The 18,022-nt window shown below is 34.2% G+C and carries 13 protein-coding genes; 7 read left to right on the forward strand and 6 right to left on the reverse strand.

Annotation, left to right across the window (positions count from 1 at the left end):
- Window positions 1–38 precede the first annotated feature (38 nt).
- Window positions 39–1,841, reverse strand: a complete 1,803-nt coding sequence (locus QO182_RS17315; protein WP_371539903.1) for a GNAT family N-acyltransferase — start codon at window positions 1,839–1,841, stop codon at window positions 39–41.
- Window positions 1,842–1,978: 137 nt separating this feature from the next.
- Here QO182_RS17315 and QO182_RS17320 point away from each other — a divergent pair, with 137 nt between their 5' ends.
- From QO182_RS17320 to QO182_RS17330, 3 genes are all read left to right on the forward strand, one after another.
- The gene (locus QO182_RS17320; protein WP_371539906.1) at window positions 1,979–2,743 is read left to right on the forward strand and encodes an exodeoxyribonuclease III; all 765 of its coding nucleotides are present in this window, start codon (window positions 1,979–1,981) and stop codon (window positions 2,741–2,743) included.
- Window positions 2,744–2,783: 40 nt separating this feature from the next.
- Window positions 2,784–3,725, forward strand: a complete 942-nt coding sequence (locus QO182_RS17325; RefSeq protein ID WP_371539908.1) for an OmpA family protein — start codon at window positions 2,784–2,786, stop codon at window positions 3,723–3,725.
- A gap of 156 nt (window positions 3,726–3,881) precedes the next feature.
- A complete protein-coding gene (locus tag QO182_RS17330) occupies window positions 3,882–4,919 on the forward strand; it encodes an aldo/keto reductase (RefSeq protein ID WP_371563017.1) in 1,038 nt (345 codons plus the stop codon).
- Window positions 4,920–5,000: 81 nt separating this feature from the next.
- Here QO182_RS17330 and QO182_RS17335 read toward each other — a convergent pair whose 3' ends face one another.
- The 5 genes from QO182_RS17335 to panC form a co-directional block, all read right to left on the reverse strand.
- On the reverse strand, window positions 5,001–6,962 hold the full coding sequence (locus QO182_RS17335) for a transglycosylase domain-containing protein (RefSeq protein WP_371563019.1): 1,962 nt from the start codon (window positions 6,960–6,962) through the stop codon (window positions 5,001–5,003).
- Between the two features lie 201 nt (window positions 6,963–7,163).
- Entirely contained in the window at window positions 7,164–7,577 is a 414-nt protein-coding gene (locus QO182_RS17340; RefSeq protein WP_371539914.1) for a hypothetical protein, read from the reverse strand.
- Between the two features lie 293 nt (window positions 7,578–7,870).
- Window positions 7,871–9,232 (reverse strand): DNA repair protein RadA, encoded by a 1,362-nt coding sequence (gene radA / locus QO182_RS17345; RefSeq protein WP_371539916.1) that lies wholly within the window; start codon window positions 9,230–9,232, stop codon window positions 7,871–7,873.
- 106 nt (window positions 9,233–9,338) lie between these two features.
- The gene (gene panD, locus QO182_RS17350) at window positions 9,339–9,689 is read right to left on the reverse strand and encodes an aspartate 1-decarboxylase (RefSeq protein WP_371539918.1); all 351 of its coding nucleotides are present in this window, start codon (window positions 9,687–9,689) and stop codon (window positions 9,339–9,341) included.
- Between the two features lie 14 nt (window positions 9,690–9,703).
- Entirely contained in the window at window positions 9,704–10,582 is an 879-nt protein-coding gene (gene panC / locus QO182_RS17355; protein WP_371563022.1) for a pantoate--beta-alanine ligase, read from the reverse strand.
- A 78-nt stretch (window positions 10,583–10,660) separates the two neighbouring features.
- On the opposite strand from panC, the gene QO182_RS17360 reads away from it, so the two are divergent.
- The 4 genes from QO182_RS17360 to QO182_RS17375 all read left to right on the forward strand — a co-directional run bounded on the left by QO182_RS17360 (window position 10,661) and on the right by QO182_RS17375 (window position 18,012).
- Window positions 10,661–11,473, forward strand: a complete 813-nt coding sequence (locus tag QO182_RS17360) for a glycogen/starch synthase (protein ID WP_371539923.1) — start codon at window positions 10,661–10,663, stop codon at window positions 11,471–11,473.
- A 16-nt stretch (window positions 11,474–11,489) separates the two neighbouring features.
- Entirely contained in the window at window positions 11,490–13,034 is a 1,545-nt protein-coding gene (locus QO182_RS17365) for a DUF4270 domain-containing protein (RefSeq protein ID WP_371563025.1), read from the forward strand.
- Between the two features lie 6 nt (window positions 13,035–13,040).
- A complete protein-coding gene (gene glmS, locus QO182_RS17370) occupies window positions 13,041–14,888 on the forward strand; it encodes a glutamine--fructose-6-phosphate transaminase (isomerizing) (protein WP_371563028.1) in 1,848 nt (615 codons plus the stop codon).
- A gap of 295 nt (window positions 14,889–15,183) precedes the next feature.
- On the forward strand, window positions 15,184–18,012 hold the full coding sequence (locus QO182_RS17375; protein WP_371563031.1) for a TonB-dependent receptor domain-containing protein: 2,829 nt from the start codon (window positions 15,184–15,186) through the stop codon (window positions 18,010–18,012).
- The last annotated feature ends 10 nt before the right edge of the window (window positions 18,013–18,022 follow it).

An 18,022-nucleotide genomic window follows, 5' to 3' on the forward strand; every position in this document is an offset into this window, starting at 1 on the left:
AGACTTTTTTATTTTTATTTGAAAGTGATTAGAGCTAACTAATCTTCTTTTTCAGCTAGTTTTCTTTCCAGTTCTGCCTGAAATTCCTCCATAACAGGTTTCATTGTACTTTCTGGAATATCAGAGATTCTAATGTACATCAAACCATCAACAGCATTGTTGAACAGTGGATCAACATTAAAAGCAACTACTTTTGCATTTTGTTTGATGTATTTTTTGATTAAGACTGGCAAACGCAAAACTCCTGGTTCCAACTCATCGATAATTTTGTCGAATTTATTTAAGTCGGCCTCAGTTTCATTAAAGATAAAATCTTTATCAGCATCTTTAAGTTTTACTTTGTACGCTTTTTTAGGATGAATATACTGTGCGATGTAAGGATCGTAATAATTTGATTTCATAAATTCAATCATCAAAGACTTAGAAAAATCAGAGAATTGATTGCTTATACTTACGCCTCCAAGAAGGAATTTATGTTCTGGAAAACGTAAAGTGGTATGAATGATTCCCTTCCAAAGAAGGAAAAGCGGCATCGGTTTTTGTTGGTATTCTTTGATGATGAATGCACGTCCCATTTCTATAGACTTATTCATCATGTCATGAAGTTCTGGTTCAAAACGGAAAAGTTCATTCAAGTAGAAACCTTCGATTCCATATTTTGGGTAAATCTCTGAGCCTAATCCCATTCTATATGCTCCTGCGATTTTCTTTGCCTCATCGTCCCACAAGAAAAGATGGTGGTAGTATTGATCAAATTTGTCTAGATCGATAGACTCGTTTGTTCCTTCTCCTACTTCTCTGAAAGTAATTTCACGCAATCGTCCGATTTCATGAAGAATATTCGGAATTGAATTTGCTTCCGCAAAAAACACCTCGTAGTTTTTACTCTGTAATAGTCTGCAATCCGTATTTCGTAAGGCATCGACTTCTGCAATTATTTTCTCTCCATTTGCAGGAGTAGCTATTTCTTTAGGACTTCTTGGAATTTTTAAATGTGGCGTGGTCAATAATTTACTTTCTTTCTCATAGGGATTGGCCAACATGTAAGTTTTCTTTCTCAAGAATTCAGAATAAAGCTCTGTTGTTTTGTATTCGTTTTGCTCTGCGACAGAAATAGGTTTTCCGATTCTGACTTTTATGACGCGATGCTTCTGACTAAAAACTTCTGACGGTAATTTTGCAGTACGAAAGGTTCCGCTAATTTTAGAAAGGAAATAAAAAAACCAACTGTTTTTAGCATGAAAATAAATAGGTACAACGGGAACTTGCGCTTTACGGATTACCTTGATAGCTCCTTCTTCCCATGGTTTGTCGACCATAAGTTTTCCGTCTTTGTAGCTAGAAACTTCGCCTGCAGGAAACATTCCAAGAGGTTTTCCATCACTCAAGTGACGTAAAGTTTCCTTGATCCCTATCACACTTGATTTAGCATCCTTATGATTTTCAAAAGGATTAACCGGCATGATGTATTTTTTAAGAGGCTCGATTCTATGTAATAAGAAGTTTGCTATTATTTTGAAATTTGGTTCTCTTTCAAGCATTAATTTCAATAACAAAACACCATCTATACCACCTAATGGATGATTAGAAATGGTTATATAGGCACCTTCTTTTGGTAGTCTTTTAAAATCTTCTTCGGGTATTTCAAATTTTATTTGTAAGTCGTCTAATATGGCATTTAAGAATTCAACATCCTTCAAATGCTTATTACCGTCATAAAATTCATTGAGCTTAGATATTTTTAGCGCTTTCATTAAAAGCCAACCGGAAAAAGTTCCGAGAACTCCATATTTTTCAGCATTTATTGCTTTTGCAACTTCTTTTGCGGTAACTAAACCCATTTACGTATTGTTTTTTGAGCGAACAACAAAGATAGACAAAAAGTCTATTATTAGGCTATTGAAGCATTGGATTTTCTTGTTTTTTCCACTGTTTCATTTGTATTTTTATTACTTTTGAAATTCAAAATTTTATATAAATGAAGATTATTTCTTATAATGTTAACGGAATTCGTTCTGCAATTTCTAAAGGATTCATTGATTGGTTACAGCAGGCAAATCCTGATGTAGTTTGTCTTCAGGAAATTAAGGCGTCTCCGGAACAACTGCCGCTATTGGATTTTGAATTAGCAGGATATCCTTATCATTATTGGTTTCCGGCTACAAAAAAAGGATATAGCGGGGTGGCTATTTTATCAAAAGTAAAACCGAATAATGTTGTGTTTGGAACCGGGATTGAGCATATGGATTTCGAAGGAAGGACTATTCGTGTGGACTTTGATGATTTATCAGTGATGAGTTTATATCTGCCTTCAGGAACAAATAGTGCAAGATTAGATCATAAATTTATGTTTATGGATGATTTTCAAAATTACATTACAGATTTAAAGGATGCCATTCCTAATCTTGTAATTTGCGGCGATTATAATATTTGTCATGAAGCGATAGATATTCATGATCCTATTCGAAATAAAAAAGTATCTGGGTTTTTACCTGAAGAAAGAGCATGGCTTGATACATTTTTGAAAAACGGATTCACTGATAGTTTCCGTTTTTTAAACAAAGAACCAGATAACTATACGTGGTGGACCGTTCGCGTTCCTACTGCAAGACCAAGTAATAAAGGTTGGCGAATTGACTATTGTTTGGTCAGTGAACCTTTGCGAGAAAGAATAAAAAGAGCACTTATTTTGCCCGAAGCAAAACATTCTGACCACTGTCCCGTTTTAGTAGAGATAGAATAGATTAATAATTATAATAAAGCATAATTTTAAAGTATAAAAAATGATAAAAAGAATTTCACTAGGACTGTTAATTGTAGCACTTTCAACTTCTTGCGTTTCCAAGAAAATCTACAATGATTTAGAAAATAAGTTCACGGATTTAAAGAAAGAAAACAGAACTTTAGCTGACGAAAACTCAGACCTTTTACAAGCAAAGAATCAACTGGAACTAGATCGTGATGCGCTAAACTCAGAGCTAAGTAAAGTGAAGTCAGAGCGTGATAAATGGCTTGCTGATTACGGTGCTTTAAGTAATAAAATGGATTTGCTTAATGAGTCCTATAAAGCATTGGAGAAAAATAGTAATGAGGCTTTACAAACCAACATGAGTAAAAATCGCGATTTGCTTGCTCAGTTAGATGCTAAAGGAAAGGCGTTAGCAATTGAACAAGAGCGTTTAAACAAAAGCTCACAGCGTTTGCAAGAAATGGAATCTTTGATTGCTGCAAAAGAAGCGACTATGAAGAAATTAAAAGAAACTTTATCTAAAGCCTTGAACAGTTTTGAAGGGAAAGGATTAACAGTAGAACAAAAAAATGGAAAGGTTTATGTCTCTATGGAGAATAAGTTGCTTTTTAATTCAGGTAGTTATTCAGTAGGTGCTGAGGGTAAAAAAGCGGTAGTAGAACTAGGAAAAGTTTTGGGTGACAATCCAGATATTTCAGTTTTGATTGAAGGTCATACTGATGATGATGGTTTTTCTAGCTCTGGACCCATTGCGAATAACTGGGATTTATCGACAAAAAGAGCGACTGCAATTGTTGCTATTTTAAGCGAAAATAAAAATATTAATAAGCAAAACTTAACTGCTGCAGGACGTGGGGAATTTTCGCCATTGGCTAGCAATGCAACAGCAGAAGGAAAAGCAAAAAACAGAAGAATTGAGATTATCTTAACGCCAAGACTAGATGAAATCGCTGAAATGTTGAATGAAATAAACTAAGTTGTGTAGTTTTGATTTAAAAAAGGTTTAGAGTGAGAACTCTGAATCTTTTTGTATTTAAATACGTCTTGAGTTTCTAAAATATCTGTTAATACCTTCGTAGAACATTATCAATAAAATCTACCTTTGTATCTTTATCTTCTTAAATTAGAATAAATGAAATATACAACCTTACCCAATACTGAAATAAAAGTCAGCAAAATATGCTTAGGTACTATGACTTTTGGTGAACAAAATACAGAAGCAGAAGGACATGAGCAAATGAACTATGCACTTGAACAAGGCGTTAACTTTTTTGATACAGCTGAGATGTATTCTGTTCCGGCACGTGAGGAAACTTATGGTAGCACGGAAAGAATTCTGGGAACTTGGTTCAAAAAAACCGGAAAGAGGGAAGAAGTAGTTCTTGCATCTAAAATTGGAGGTCCTAACCCTAATTTTAGTTATATGCGTGATAAAAATGATTTTTCACCTGCAAGTATAAAATATGCTTTAGATCATAGTTTACAACGTCTGCAAACAGATTATATTGATTTGTATCAATTGCATTGGCCAGAACGAAAAACTAATTTTTTTGGGCAGAGAGGCTTTAAAGTGCAAGAAGATGGTTGGGAAGATAATATTCACGCCGTTTTAGATACTTTGGGTGATTTTATAAAGGAAGGAAAAATTAGGCACATCGGACTTTCTAACGAAACCCCTTGGGGTATCATGCGTTTTCTGGAAGAAAGTAAGCACCATAATTTGCCAAGGATAAAAACGGTCCAAAATCCTTACTCTTTATTGAATAGGCTTTATGAAAATGGTTCAGCTGAAGTAGGTTATAGAGAAAATGTGGGTTTGTTAGCCTATTCTCCAATGGCTTTTGGAGTCCTGTCTGGAAAATTCCTAACGGGAGAAAAGCATCCTAAAGCAAGGATTAATTTATTTCCTCAATATTCAAGGTACAACAGCGAGCAATGTACTGAAGCAACTAAACTGTATCAAGAAATTGCCCGTAAAAATGGGTTAAGCTTAACGGAATTGTCATTGGCTTTTATAGCACAACAGCCTTTTGTTACCAGTACTATTATTGGAGCTACAACGATGGAACAACTAAAAGAGAATATAGATACTATGCAAGTATCATTGTCAGATGAAATTTTGAAAGCAATTGACGAAGTTCAGGCTATATTTCCTGATCCAGCTCCTTAATAAGATGTATTGCCTCAAACAGTACAAAAGCCCGATTAGTTTCATACTAATTGGGCTTTTGTGTTTAAAGGAGTTTCTTATTTAGAACTCAAACTCTTCATTAATTGACAGCGTGTCAAGTGGGATTGAATCTTGTTCTTTTAATCGAAGATATGATTTTGCAGCACCTGAAATACGTAGGGGATGTGATTTGTAAATCGTGTCGTCAATACTTAGTAGCCCTCTTTTAGTCATGATGTTCGTTAAAAATGATTCCTGTTTAATGGCAAAATATTTCAGCTTGCCTTGGTCATCAAACTGATACATGAATTTTTTAGGGCTAGGTATAATTCGAGCCAGAAATAAACACTCGTTGAACGTTAGTTCAGAAGGGCTTTTTTGGAAGTAGAAGCGGCTGGCTTCGCCTATCCCATATATGTTAGGTCCCCATTCGATAATATTAAAATAAACTTCGAGCATGCGTTCTTTGCTTACGATGCGGTTGTTTTCTAAAATATAAACCAATAAAATTTCTTCTAGTTTTCGAGAGACTGTTTTTTCACGGGTGAGAAAAACATTTTTTATTAATTGCATACTTATGGTACTAGCACCACGGGAGAATTTTTTTGTTTTTATATTTTTGACAATCGACTGTTTGAATGCTTCGTTTATAAATCCGTGATGGGAGAAAAAAGAGGGGTCTTCTGTTGTTAAAACACATTTTCTTAAGTAGGGTGAAATCTGATTAATCGGCGTGTAATTTGCATTAGCGTTACCTACTAAAATTGGGCGTTGCAACACATCTTTTATAATCGCTCTGTAAATAAATTCGCCATTGAGCTTGTTTAGGTTGGCTTCTCCGTATTTAGTTATTTTTAAATTTTCTTTATTGATATTGCTATCAAAAACAAGTTGGTCTGGTTTATTTTTATTGAATTTAAAATCCAGTTTATAATCAAAAGTCCCTTCGGCTTGCATTCCTTGAAAATGGGTAAATAATCCGTGAGGTAGTGAGGAGATGAAATCTTGGGCTTTCATTTTCGGGATAACTACGTTCAGTTTGTAGATCGTGTCAGCTTCTGTATCATAGGAAATGTAGGGGCGGAATTTAACCTGATTGAATTGGACCGTGGAACTGCTATCTACTGATATGAAATCGGAACCGATTAAGAAACGATAGTCAAACCGTGCGTTTTTAATTACGACATCCTTACTGGCTATTTTTGGGTGGCTTATTCTAAAGTTTGTAATGGAGGTAAAACCATCAATGTGTAATTCATCACCGCTCTTGTCGATATTTTCAATGTTTAACCGAATCGAATCAAAGCTAGATTTTAGATTGTATCGTTCATCAAAATACGGTACTTTGATTGCTCCGGTATCTTTATTAAAGATTCTAATGTCTGCTTTGTTATTTCGTGGATCGGCAAAACCGCTAATTTTCCAGTGCTGCGCAAAAGTATTGGTTTGAACATCTATTGAAGTTTCGAGCTCTTTATCAGAAAGGACTAATTTTTTAATGTCGATAGTTGCTTTTTTGCCATTATCATCGATCTTGAACTTCAGGTTTTCGATGCTCATATCTGTAGGGATAAGGTTTAAGGCTTTCGAAATAATTCTGTAAGCAAAAGCGGCATAATCTCTCTTGTTATTGGTAGTAGATTCCTCATCGTCTTTCTTGAGGAAAGCGGCAAAATTTTTCACATTCCCTTTCTGCGTGAGTTGTACCATTCCGTTTTTAATTTCCAGAGTACCTAGTTGTACATCACCCAGTAATAAATGCCAGAAATTAATACTGGTTTTCATTTTTTGAATGCTAAACAATGTATCTGCATCTTTAGGAACTAAGGTGATTTCAGTCAGGCTTATTCCTGAAAATCCGTCAAAATAAGCTTCTTTTATAGATAACTTACTGTTGTATTTTTGTTCAATTTTTGATGAAACGCCTCCGATTGCTTGCTGCAAAATAGAATCTCTAAAAATAAAAAAACCAAAAGTAATTAGTAGTAGGAATACTATAAGTACTTTCAGAAGTAAAATTATTTTCTGTTTTCCAGTTTTCATAAATTGTAGACTATTTTAATAATCGATTGAGAAACAAATTTAAATGAATATATGTTACTCTCTTTTTTTAATTCGAATAATTATTGGGTAGGACTCAAATTTTAATTTTGGACATAAAAAAAACTACAGTATTATTTATTGTAGTTTTTTAACAGGATGTTTTATATTTTAAATACTGCCATGTTTGTGCGGTAAGTAGTATTATTTTTGATTGTAGAATTTTTTTACTTTGGCAATAATCTGATTGGAAGTCATGCTATCCGCCGTTTCAACAGATTTAAGTTTACTTGCAATAGTCGATTTTTCATCATTAATTTTTTGTTGGAGTTTCGTTTTTGTTTCTGCAGGTCCAAAAATGTAAAGTTCATCAGATTCATTAACAGTGGATATAATGTCTTTAAAATAGTTGTTGATTTGATGTTTCTTTCTTTCGTCAAAGGATTTTTGAGAATCAATATGTTGACCGCCAAAGAAGCTCCCTTTGTCGCCTTCTTTATCATGATATACCCTATTCTCAAGATCGGATTGAATTTCACTAACTGCTTCCTTTCCGTCTTCAAGAGTTACGATGATTGCTTTTGTTGAGTCAATCCAAATACCTGTTTGCTTTTTCATCTTTTATACGTTTAATAATGTTATTAATTATAGTAGAGAATTTTAATTTTAAAAAGAAAAATGGTATTAAATACCTATTCTAAAATGGCTTTTAGATTGATAAATTCTAACCCTTTTTTATCAAATGCCAACGCTTTATGGTCTTTGAAATGAAAAACAGGTTCGTTTTATAAAAATACGATATAAATTAAGAATAACGTAAAAATTAACAGGTAAATAACTAAATATCAAAACAAAGAGTATTATGCTGCTATAACAGTATTTTAGTTTTGCTTTTAGTCATGAATGTTTTGTTACCCAAATAACATGCTGGCTACGTCCTCTATTTTTGCCACAAGTTGCACTTTTATTCCGGTATTTTTTAATGTGATTTTATTGTATTTGGATACAAAAATGGTGGAAAATCCTAATTTTTCGGCTTCTTGAATGCGCTGATCTACTCTGTTTACAGGACGAATTTCTCCTGATAGTCCTACTTCTCCAGCGAAACAAAAATCCTTGTTTACTGGAATGTCTTCATTAGAGGATAAAATGGCAGCTACTACAGCTAAATCGATAGCAGGATCGTCTACAGAAATTCCTCCCGTTATGTTTAGAAATACATCTTTGGCACCAAGCCTAAAACCAGCTCTTTTTTCCAGAACGGCCAATATCATATTGAGGCGTTTCGCATTATAACCTGTTGTGCTGCGCTGAGGTGTTCCGTAAACGGCGGTGCTGACTAAGGATTGGATTTCGATCATTAACGGACGCATGCCTTCTAGGGTAGAAGCAATCGCAGTTCCTGAAAGTTCTTCGTCTTTATGCGAAATCAATATCTCAGATGGGTTTGAGACTTCACGTAGTCCGCTTCCTAACATTTCATAAATTCCTATTTCTGCCGTAGAACCAAAACGATTTTTTAAGGACCGTAAAATACGGTAGACATGATTGCGGTCTCCTTCAAACTGTAAAACAGTATCGACCATGTGTTCCAATATTTTTGGACCGGCAATATTACCGTCTTTGGTAATATGACCAATCAGAATAACGGGAATATTCGTTTCTTTGGCAAATTTGATTAGCTCAGCTGTTGTTTCCCGGATTTGGGAAATGCTTCCTGCTGTAGATTCAATATAGTCAGTATGTAGCGTTTGAATCGAATCGATTATTACAATTTCGGGTTCAATAGCTTCAATTTGTTTGAAGATGTTTTGCGTTTTCGTTTCGGTAAGGATGTAGCAATTTTCACTTGAAGTAGTGATTCTTTCGGCTCTCATTTTTATTTGTTTTTGGCTTTCTTCGCCTGAAACATATAAAGTTTTGTAGGGTAGCTTTAACGAAATTTGAAGCAATAATGTACTTTTCCCTATTCCGGGTTCGCCGCCTAATAATATTAGGGAACCAGGAACGATTCCGCCTCCTAGTACTCGGTTTAATTCAGAGTCAGTAGTATCCATACGGATTTCCTGAGTAGAATCGATTTCATTTATTTTTAAAGGCTTGGGTGCTTTACTTGTTGCAGTTGGTTCGCTTTTCCAAGCTACTTTTTCTTGTTTTTGGATGATTTCCTCGGCTATGGTGTTCCACTCTTTGCAGGAGTTACACTGTCCTTGCCATTTGGCATATTGGGCGCCACAATTCTGACAGAAAAAAGAAGTTTTTACTTTCGACATAAGGATTAAAGGAATTAAATCTCAAAGTTAAATTAAAAAAAGAAAGACAGTGGAATTACTTCCATTGTCTTTTTATAAAAAGCGTTAAATTATCTATGACTTTATTTTAAGTCAATGAGTTGTCTTTTTCATTTGGAAAAATAATCCAGGGCTTGAAGGTTTTTGCTTCTTCAAACTCTAGGGTAGCGTAAGAGATAATAATGATAATGTCCTCTTTTTGGACTTTTCTTGCGGCAGGTCCATTTAGAGTTATTTCACCTGAATTACGCTCTCCTTTTATGGCGTAAGTTTCAAAGCGTTCTCCATTATTGATATTTACAATGGAAACTTTTTCGCCTTCAATTATATTTGAGGCTTCTAACAGGTTTTCATCAATAGTAATGCTACCGATATAGTTTAAATCGGCTCCGGTTACTTTTACCCGATGAATTTTTGATTTTAATACTTGAATTTGCATACTACAAAAGTAAATTAATTTAATGAAATGGTGTCAATCAATCTTATGTTATTGATGGTAACCGCGATAAAAGCGCGGTATTTTTTAGTGCTACTTTTTCTTAAACAAGGTTTGAGTGTTTTTTCATCTGCAATTTGAAAATATTCTAAGTCAAAAGAATTGTTTGTGTCGAATGATTTGGCTACCCATTCTGTCACTTTTGTTGCACTGTTTGTTTTAAATTTTTCTTTGGCGAGATTTAATGTTTTGAAAATTAGAGCCGCATCTGATCGCTCTTGATCAGTTAATCGCTCATTTCTGGAGCTCATAGCGAGACCGCTAGGTTCTCTATAAATATCGCATCCTATAACATTGACGTTAAGCTTGTTTTTAGCGACCATCTTTTTTACGATTTGCAACTGTTGGAAATCTTTTTCTCCAAAATATGCATTTGTAGGCGTTACGATTTCGAAAAGACGTTTTACGATTGTTCCTACTCCATCAAAGTGGCCTGGTCTGAATTTTCCTTCCATCTGATTTTCTAATCCATCAAAGTCAAAAGCTTGGGATAGTACTTTTCCTTCGTAAATATCATCTACAGTGGGGGCATATAAAATAATATCAGTACTTAATCCGTTTATTTTATCTATATCTGCCTCTAATGTTCTTGGGTATTTTGATAAGTCTTCAGGGTTGTTAAACTGAGTGGGATTTACAAAAATACTAGCCACGGTAGTGTTGTTCTCAGTCAATGACTGTTGCATTAAGGAAAGGTGTCCTTGATGTAATGCACCCATCGTGGGGACGAAACCAATGGTAGATTTTTGAGTCTTAATAGATTTCAAATAGTCTATCAAAGCTGCTTTTCCATAGAAAATAGGCATGGGCATTTTGTTTAAATTTAATGCAAACATAATATATTAGTTAATAACTGCATAAATTTTTGTAATTTTGCATGGTTTTTATTACCAATAAATTAAGCAAATTACAATATGAAAGATAAGAGGATATTATATGTATCATCTGAAGTGGTGCCCTACTTAGCTGAGAACGAGGTCTCTTTAATGTCTTACGACGTGCCAAAGATGATTAATGATCAGGGTGGGCAAATCAGAATTTTTATGCCGAGATATGGGAATATTAATGAGAGAAGACACCAGTTACATGAAGTAATTAGGCTTTCAGGGATGAATTTGGTTGTAAATGACTTGGATATGCCTTTGATAATAAAGGTGGCTAGCATACCTAAAGAGAGGATTCAAGTTTACTTTATTGACAACGATGAATATTTCAAAAGGAAAGCGACATTTGCTGATGAAGAAGGTGTGATGTATGCAGATAATGATGAGCGTGCCATTTTCTTTGCAAAAGGAGTAGTTGAGACGGTTAAAAAACTGAATTGGGTTCCGGATATTATTCATGTTCATGGCTGGATGGCAGCAATGTTGCCTATCTATATGAAACATTATTATAAAAACGAAGCGTTGTTTTCTGATACAAAAATCGTTACTTCTGTTTATAGTCAGTCTTTTGAAGGAACTTTAGATGCAGAAATGATAAATAAAATAAAACTTGACGGAGTTCCTTTAGATGCTATTGCTGATTTAGAAACGCCAGATTATGAAAGTATTATTAAAGCAACGATTAAGCATTCTGATGCTGTTATTATTGCTTCAGATAGTCTGTCTCCAAGTTTAACAAAATTTATAGAATCTTCAGGAAAACCTTTTTTACCTTTCGTCCCTAAAGATGAATTCGCGGAAGCGTATTCTAACTTTTATAGAGACGTGGTTCTATCAATTTAAACTTTTATTATCGAATATGTACAATAATTCTTTTTTTAAGAAAATTCTATTAGTGGCTTGTGTTGTTTTTCTTTATTCTTGTGATAAAGATTATAATTCAATTGGAGATGGTTTAATCGGGGATAACCATTTTGATTTTGTAAAATATACATCTAATGTTGTTGCTTATAATCAAAAAGTTGGGCCTATACAATCCAATAATCTTGCTGTAAATGCATTAGGGATTTATGACAACCCTGCTTTTGGAACAACGACTGCAAGTTTTGCAACACAGATCGTTTTAGAAACTATTAATCCAACGATTGGCAAGAATCCAGTAATTGAAAGTGTTGTTTTAACAATCCCGTATTTCAGTACATTAACCGCTACTGATGCTAGTGGGGATGGAACGTATGAGTTGGATTCAATTCAAGGTCCTTCAGTTGGTAAAATTAAGTTGAGTGTTTACGAGTCAGGTTACTTTATGAGGGATTTAGATCCTAATGCTAATTTTCAGGAAGCTCAAAAATATTATACTAATCAAAATTCTGATTTCAATACTGCTAAGGTAGGTAGTCGTTTGAATAGCTCTTTGGATCAAAGTCAAAATGATGCTTTTTTCTTTAGTGCTGCTCAGTATAAAATTACAGTAACTACAGACGGGAAAGATGTGATTACTCGCGTTGCTCCAGGAATGCGTTTGGATTTGAATACTAGTTATTTTAAAACAAAAATTATTGATGCCTCGGCTTCAGGTAAGTTGGTGACTAATGATGTTTTTAAAGAATACTTTAGAGGATTATATTTTCAAGTTGAGAAATCAGGAAGTAGTTCTTCTAATATGGCTTTGTTAGACTTTAGACAAGGTAAGATTACTATTAAATATAAAGAGGATACATCTGATTCTGATGCTACAAGAATTGAAAAGTCGATTGTACTTAAACTTACAGGAAATTCAGTAAGCTTATTAGAGCAAAGTAATACAAATACTTCGTATGCTAATGCGACAAATACTGCTAATATTAATACAACACTTGGAGACTCGAAATTATATATAAAAGGTGGTGAAGGTTCGATGTCAGTTTTGGAAATTTTTAATACAACTGAATTAAAAACAATTAGAGATAGCGGATGGTTGATAAATGAAGCTAGTATTGTTTTCCATGTTGACCCTACTGCTTTAGGAACTGCGGCTAAACCGAATCGTATCTATCTATATGATTTAAATAATAATCGTCCTATTGTAGATTATTATAATGATGGAAGTGCTGGAAAAGCTGTTTTTGGAGGTATTTTAAATACAGAAAAAACGGAAGACAATACTTATAAAGTAGGAATTACAAATCATATTAGAAATTTAATTAAAAATGCCGATTCTACAAATGTAAAATTAGGTATAGTAGTTACAGAAGACATCAATACCATAAGTTCATATAAGTTAAGATCAACAAGTGGTGTTATTTCGCAATTCCCTAAGGCTTCAGTTATGAGTCCATTAGGAACAATTTTTTACGGTAGTAGCGCAGCAGTTGCTGATGATAAAAGATTGAAATTAGAAATTTATTATACAAAACCTAATTAAAAGAGTATGTGTGGAATTGTTGGATATATAGGTCATAGAGAAGCTTACCCTATAGTTATAAAAGGATTAAAAAGACTCGAGTACAGAGGATACGACAGCGCAGGTGTCATGATATATGATGGTGAAGACATCAAATTATGCAAGACAAAGGGAAAGGTTGTGGATCTTGAAGAAAGAGCTTCAAAAGAAATCACAACTAATGGAACAATTGGGATTGGACATACGCGTTGGGCGACACATGGTGTTCCTAATGACGTAAATTCACATCCTCATCTTTCTAATTCTGGGAATTTAGTGATAATTCATAATGGAATTATTGAGAATTATGCTCCCTTAAAGGTAGAATTAATTAAAAGAGGGTATGTTTTTCATTCAGATACAGATACAGAGGTACTTGTTAATCTTATTGAGGAAGTACAAAAAAGAGATAATATTAAATTAGGAAAAGCAGTTCAAATTGCGCTTAATCAAGTGGTGGGTGCTTATGCGATTGCTGTTTTTGATAAAAAAAATCCAGATGAAATTGTAGCGGCTCGTTTAGGTAGTCCGCTGGCAATTGGTATTGGCGAGGGCGAGTATTTTATTGCTTCAGATGCTTCTCCATTTATAGAATATACTTCAAATGCGGTGTATTTAGAGGACGGCGAGATGGCTATTATTAGGTTGCATAAAGGCATGAAAGTAAGAAAAATTAAAGACGATTCTTTGGTTAATCCTTATATTCAAGAACTTCAAATGAATTTGGAGCAAATTGAAAAAGGGGGTTATGATCATTTCATGTTGAAAGAGATATACGAACAGCCTAGTGTAATTAAAGATACGTATAGAGGTAGATTACATGCTAATGAGGGAATTGTTCAATTGGCTGGTGTTGAGGATAATTTAGAAAAATTCTTAAACGCAGACAGAATTATTATTGTTGCATGCGGTACATCATGGCATGCGGGATTAGTTGCTGAATACATTTTTGAAGAGTTTGCAAGAATATCTGTTGAAGTAGAATATGCTTCAGAGTTTAGATATAGAAATCCCATTATCAATAATAATGATGTAGTAATTGCTATATCACAGTCTGGTGAAACGGCTGATACAATGGCTGCTATTAAATTAGCGAAAGAGAAAGGAGCTTTTGTTTTTGGAGTGTGTAATGTAGTAGGTTCTTCTATTTCAAGAGAAACTCATGCAGGTGCTTATACACATGCGGGACCAGAAATAGGTGTTGCTTCTACTAAAGCTTTTACTACTCAAATTACAGTTTTGACCATGATTGCTTTACGTTTGGCAAAAGCCAAAGGAACATTATCTCTTTCGGATTTCCATATGTATTTACAAGAGTTAGAGTTGATTCCTGAGAAAGTTAAAGAAGCATTGGAAACTAATGATCGCGCAAAAGAAATTGCAGCTACTTTTAAAGACGCGCCTAATTGTTTGTACTTAGGACGTGGTTATAACTTTCCAGTGGCACTAGAAGGCGCTTTAAAGCTTAAAGAGATATCTTATATTCATGCTGAAGGTTATCCTGCAGCCGAAATGAAACATGGGCCAATTGCTTTAATTGATGAGCAAATGCCCGTCGTGGTTATTGCTCCTAAGCAAGGTCATTATGATAAGATCGTAAGTAACATTCAGGAAATTAAGTCAAGAAGCGGTAGAATTATTGCTATTGTTACTAAAGGAGATACTCAAGTTCGAGAATTAGCAGATTATATAATTGAAATTCCTGAAACTTCAGATGCATTGTCTCCATTGATTACAACAATACCATTGCAGTTATTATCATACCATATAGCAGTTATGAGAGGTTGTAATGTAGATCAACCAAGAAATTTAGCAAAATCAGTAACTGTTGAATAGGTAGTATTTTACAATAGATTTTAAAAGCGAGATATTTATCTCGCTTTTTTTATGGAATAAAGTCAAAAAGACACATTTTTATGATTAATTCAATTTTTGGCTGATTTCCTTATGCGTGCATAGTTTTTTGTATTTTTTTAACAATATATCGTGTTATAATATAAAAATCATATTGATGCAATTGTGTTAAAATCATCTAAATATATTACCGTATATTTAATTAATTACTCATTTTGATGTTGATATCAAAAATATTTGTATTTTGGTAGCACTAATCATAAAAAAAACTAACCAAATGAAAATTTATTTACTTTTATTAACATTGTTTTTTTGCAGCCTAAGCTTTGCTCAAAATTCAATTTCAGGCACGGTTACTGACAGTGACGCGCAATCAGTTATTGGAGCCAACGTTAGGATTGTTGGAGGCACTGCCAGCACAATTACTGATGGGGAGGGGAAGTTTACTTTAAATTCAACAAGCCAATTACCTTATGTAGTTGAGATTTCTAGTGTTGGATTTGTTTCTGTAAAAGTAACTATTTCATCAAAGAACCAAAAGGTGAATGTTATTTTAAAAGATGAGTCGAACCTGCTTAATGAAATTGTAGTTTCGGCTTCAAGAACTCCTGAACGAGTTTTAGAGTCTCCTGTTACCATCGAAAGAATGGGAATTGCTGATATTAAAAAGTCGGCATCTGCTACTTTTTATGACGGTATAGAAAACATGAAAGAAGTGCAGATGAATACTAGTAGTCTTTCTTTTAAGTCTATTAATACCCGTGGTTTTGCTACTGTAGCAAATACGCGTTTTATGCAGTTGGTTGATGGAGTGGATAATGCTTCTCCTTTATTGAATTTTGTATTGGGAAATATGATTGGAATTTCAGAAATTGACGTTCAAAGTGTAGAGTTACTGCCTGGGGCATCTTCTGCTTTATATGGTGCAAATGCATTTAATGGTATTTTATTTATGAATAGTAAAAGTCCATTTACAAGCCAAGGAATTACTGCTTACGCAAAATTTGGACAAACGAGTCAAAAAGCGGCTGGTTCAAACGACTATGTTGATTATGGAATTAGAATGGCGCATGCATTTAGTCCTAAGCTAGCTGCAAAAGCTAACTTTACCTATATGCGTGGTACGGACTGGTATGCTACGAACTACGATGACAAGACTGTTGCGGGAAGAGATAGGAGTCATGTGAATTATGACGGTATAAATGTTTATGGTGATGAAGTTACTACAAATATAAAAGGAGTTGCTGCAGGACTGTTTAGTGCGGGGGCTATCACTCAGTCGCAATATACAGCGTTTAATAATATACTTCCTAACTATAATGTAAGTAGAACTGGGTATAATGAAACTGATCTAACGGATAATAAGGCTAGTAATACTAAGATTGACTTTTCGTTACATTATAGACCTTTTGGAAACGAAAATTTGGAAGTTATTTGGCAAAGTAAGTTTGGTTATGGAAATGCGGTTTATCAAGGTGCGAATAGGTATTACTTGAATAACTTTTTTATGCAACAACATAAATTAGAGGTGAAAGGTAAAAACTTTTTCGTGAGAGGATATACTACTACAGAAGATGGAGGAAATTCTTATGACATGCTTTTTACTGGGATTAATATTAATAGAGTTTGGAAAGATGATAAAACTTGGTTTGGGCAGTATGCAGCAACTTATGCTGGTGCTACCTTAGCTGGTTCAACACCTGAAAATGCACATATTGCTGCAAGAAATGCTGCAGATACGGGAAGGTTAATTCCTGGCACGGCTGCATTTAAGTCTGCTTTTGATAAAGTGACTAATGAAGCAAGTGTGCTTTCGGGGTCTAAATTGGTTGACAATTCGAAGATATATCATTCAGATGCTAATTATAACTTTAAAGATCTTATCAAATTTGCTGAAATTCAAGTAGGTGGTTCTTATAGAGAATACCAGCTAAATTCGCACGGTAGAATTTATACTGATAAAGATGGACCTATATTGTACAATGAGTATGGAGTTTATACGCAGTTAACAAAAAAATTCATGGATGACAGGTTGAAATTTACTGGATCTATGCGTTATGATAAAGCACAAAATTTTGATGGGAATGTTTCTCCAAGAGTCTCTTTAGTATATTCTGGTGGTGAAAGTAGAAGGCATAATTTTAGAGCTTCATTTCAAACCGGTTTTAGAAATCCATCTACTCAAGATCAATACATCGGTTTTGATGTAGGTAGTGCAGTTTTATTAGGGTCAGCTCCGGATAACTTAACAAGATTTAGCGAAGTTCTTCCTGTTTCAACAGCTACAGGTCAGGCATTTGCTGGTGGTTCAACTGTTACGATTAATGGGTTGAATGCTTATAATAATTCTTATACGGCTACATCGGTTGCTGCATTTTCAGCAGCTGGAAATCCTACATTGTTGAAGAAAACTAATGTTGATTATGTTAAACCAGAAAAAGTAAAAGCTTTTGAATTAGGGTATCGTTCACTTATTGAAGGGGTTTCAGTAGATATTAATGGTTATTATAATATTTATAATGATTTCATTGGGAATCTTAATGTGGTTGCGCCCTTATATGGTACGGCTCAAGATTCGCCAAACGCTACTCCAAGTGCAACAGACCTAGGATTTCAGTCTGTACACGCTCTTTCAACTGGAAATTTCAGAGCTTTTCAATTGTATACAAATACTAAAGTTGAGATTGAATCTCTTGGTTTTGGTATAGGTCTTTCTAAAAAAGTATATAGAGATTTTGAAGTAGGTGTTAATTATAACTATGCTGAATTTAAATATGATCAAGCAAAAGATCCAAGTTTTGAAGCCGGTTTTAATACTCCAAAAAACAAAGTAAAAGCATCATTCGGTAACGAAAAATTATTCAAAAATTTTGGTTTCAATGTTAGTGGAAGATATAGTAGTGCGTATTTATGGCAATCTAGTATGGTCGATGGTATGATCGATGCTGCTACTGTGATTGATGCTCAAATCAATTATGAAATGCCTAAATTAAAGTCAACACTTAAGTTAGGGGCTTCAAATATTGGTGGTAAAGAATACGCGCAAGTATTAGGTGCTGGATTGATAGGACAACAATATTTTGCTTCTTGGACAATTAACCCGTAATACTTTTAAA

This window comes from Flavobacterium sp. Arc2 (genome assembly GCF_041431385.1).
Taxonomy (GTDB): Bacteria; Bacteroidota; Bacteroidia; order Flavobacteriales; family Flavobacteriaceae; genus Flavobacterium.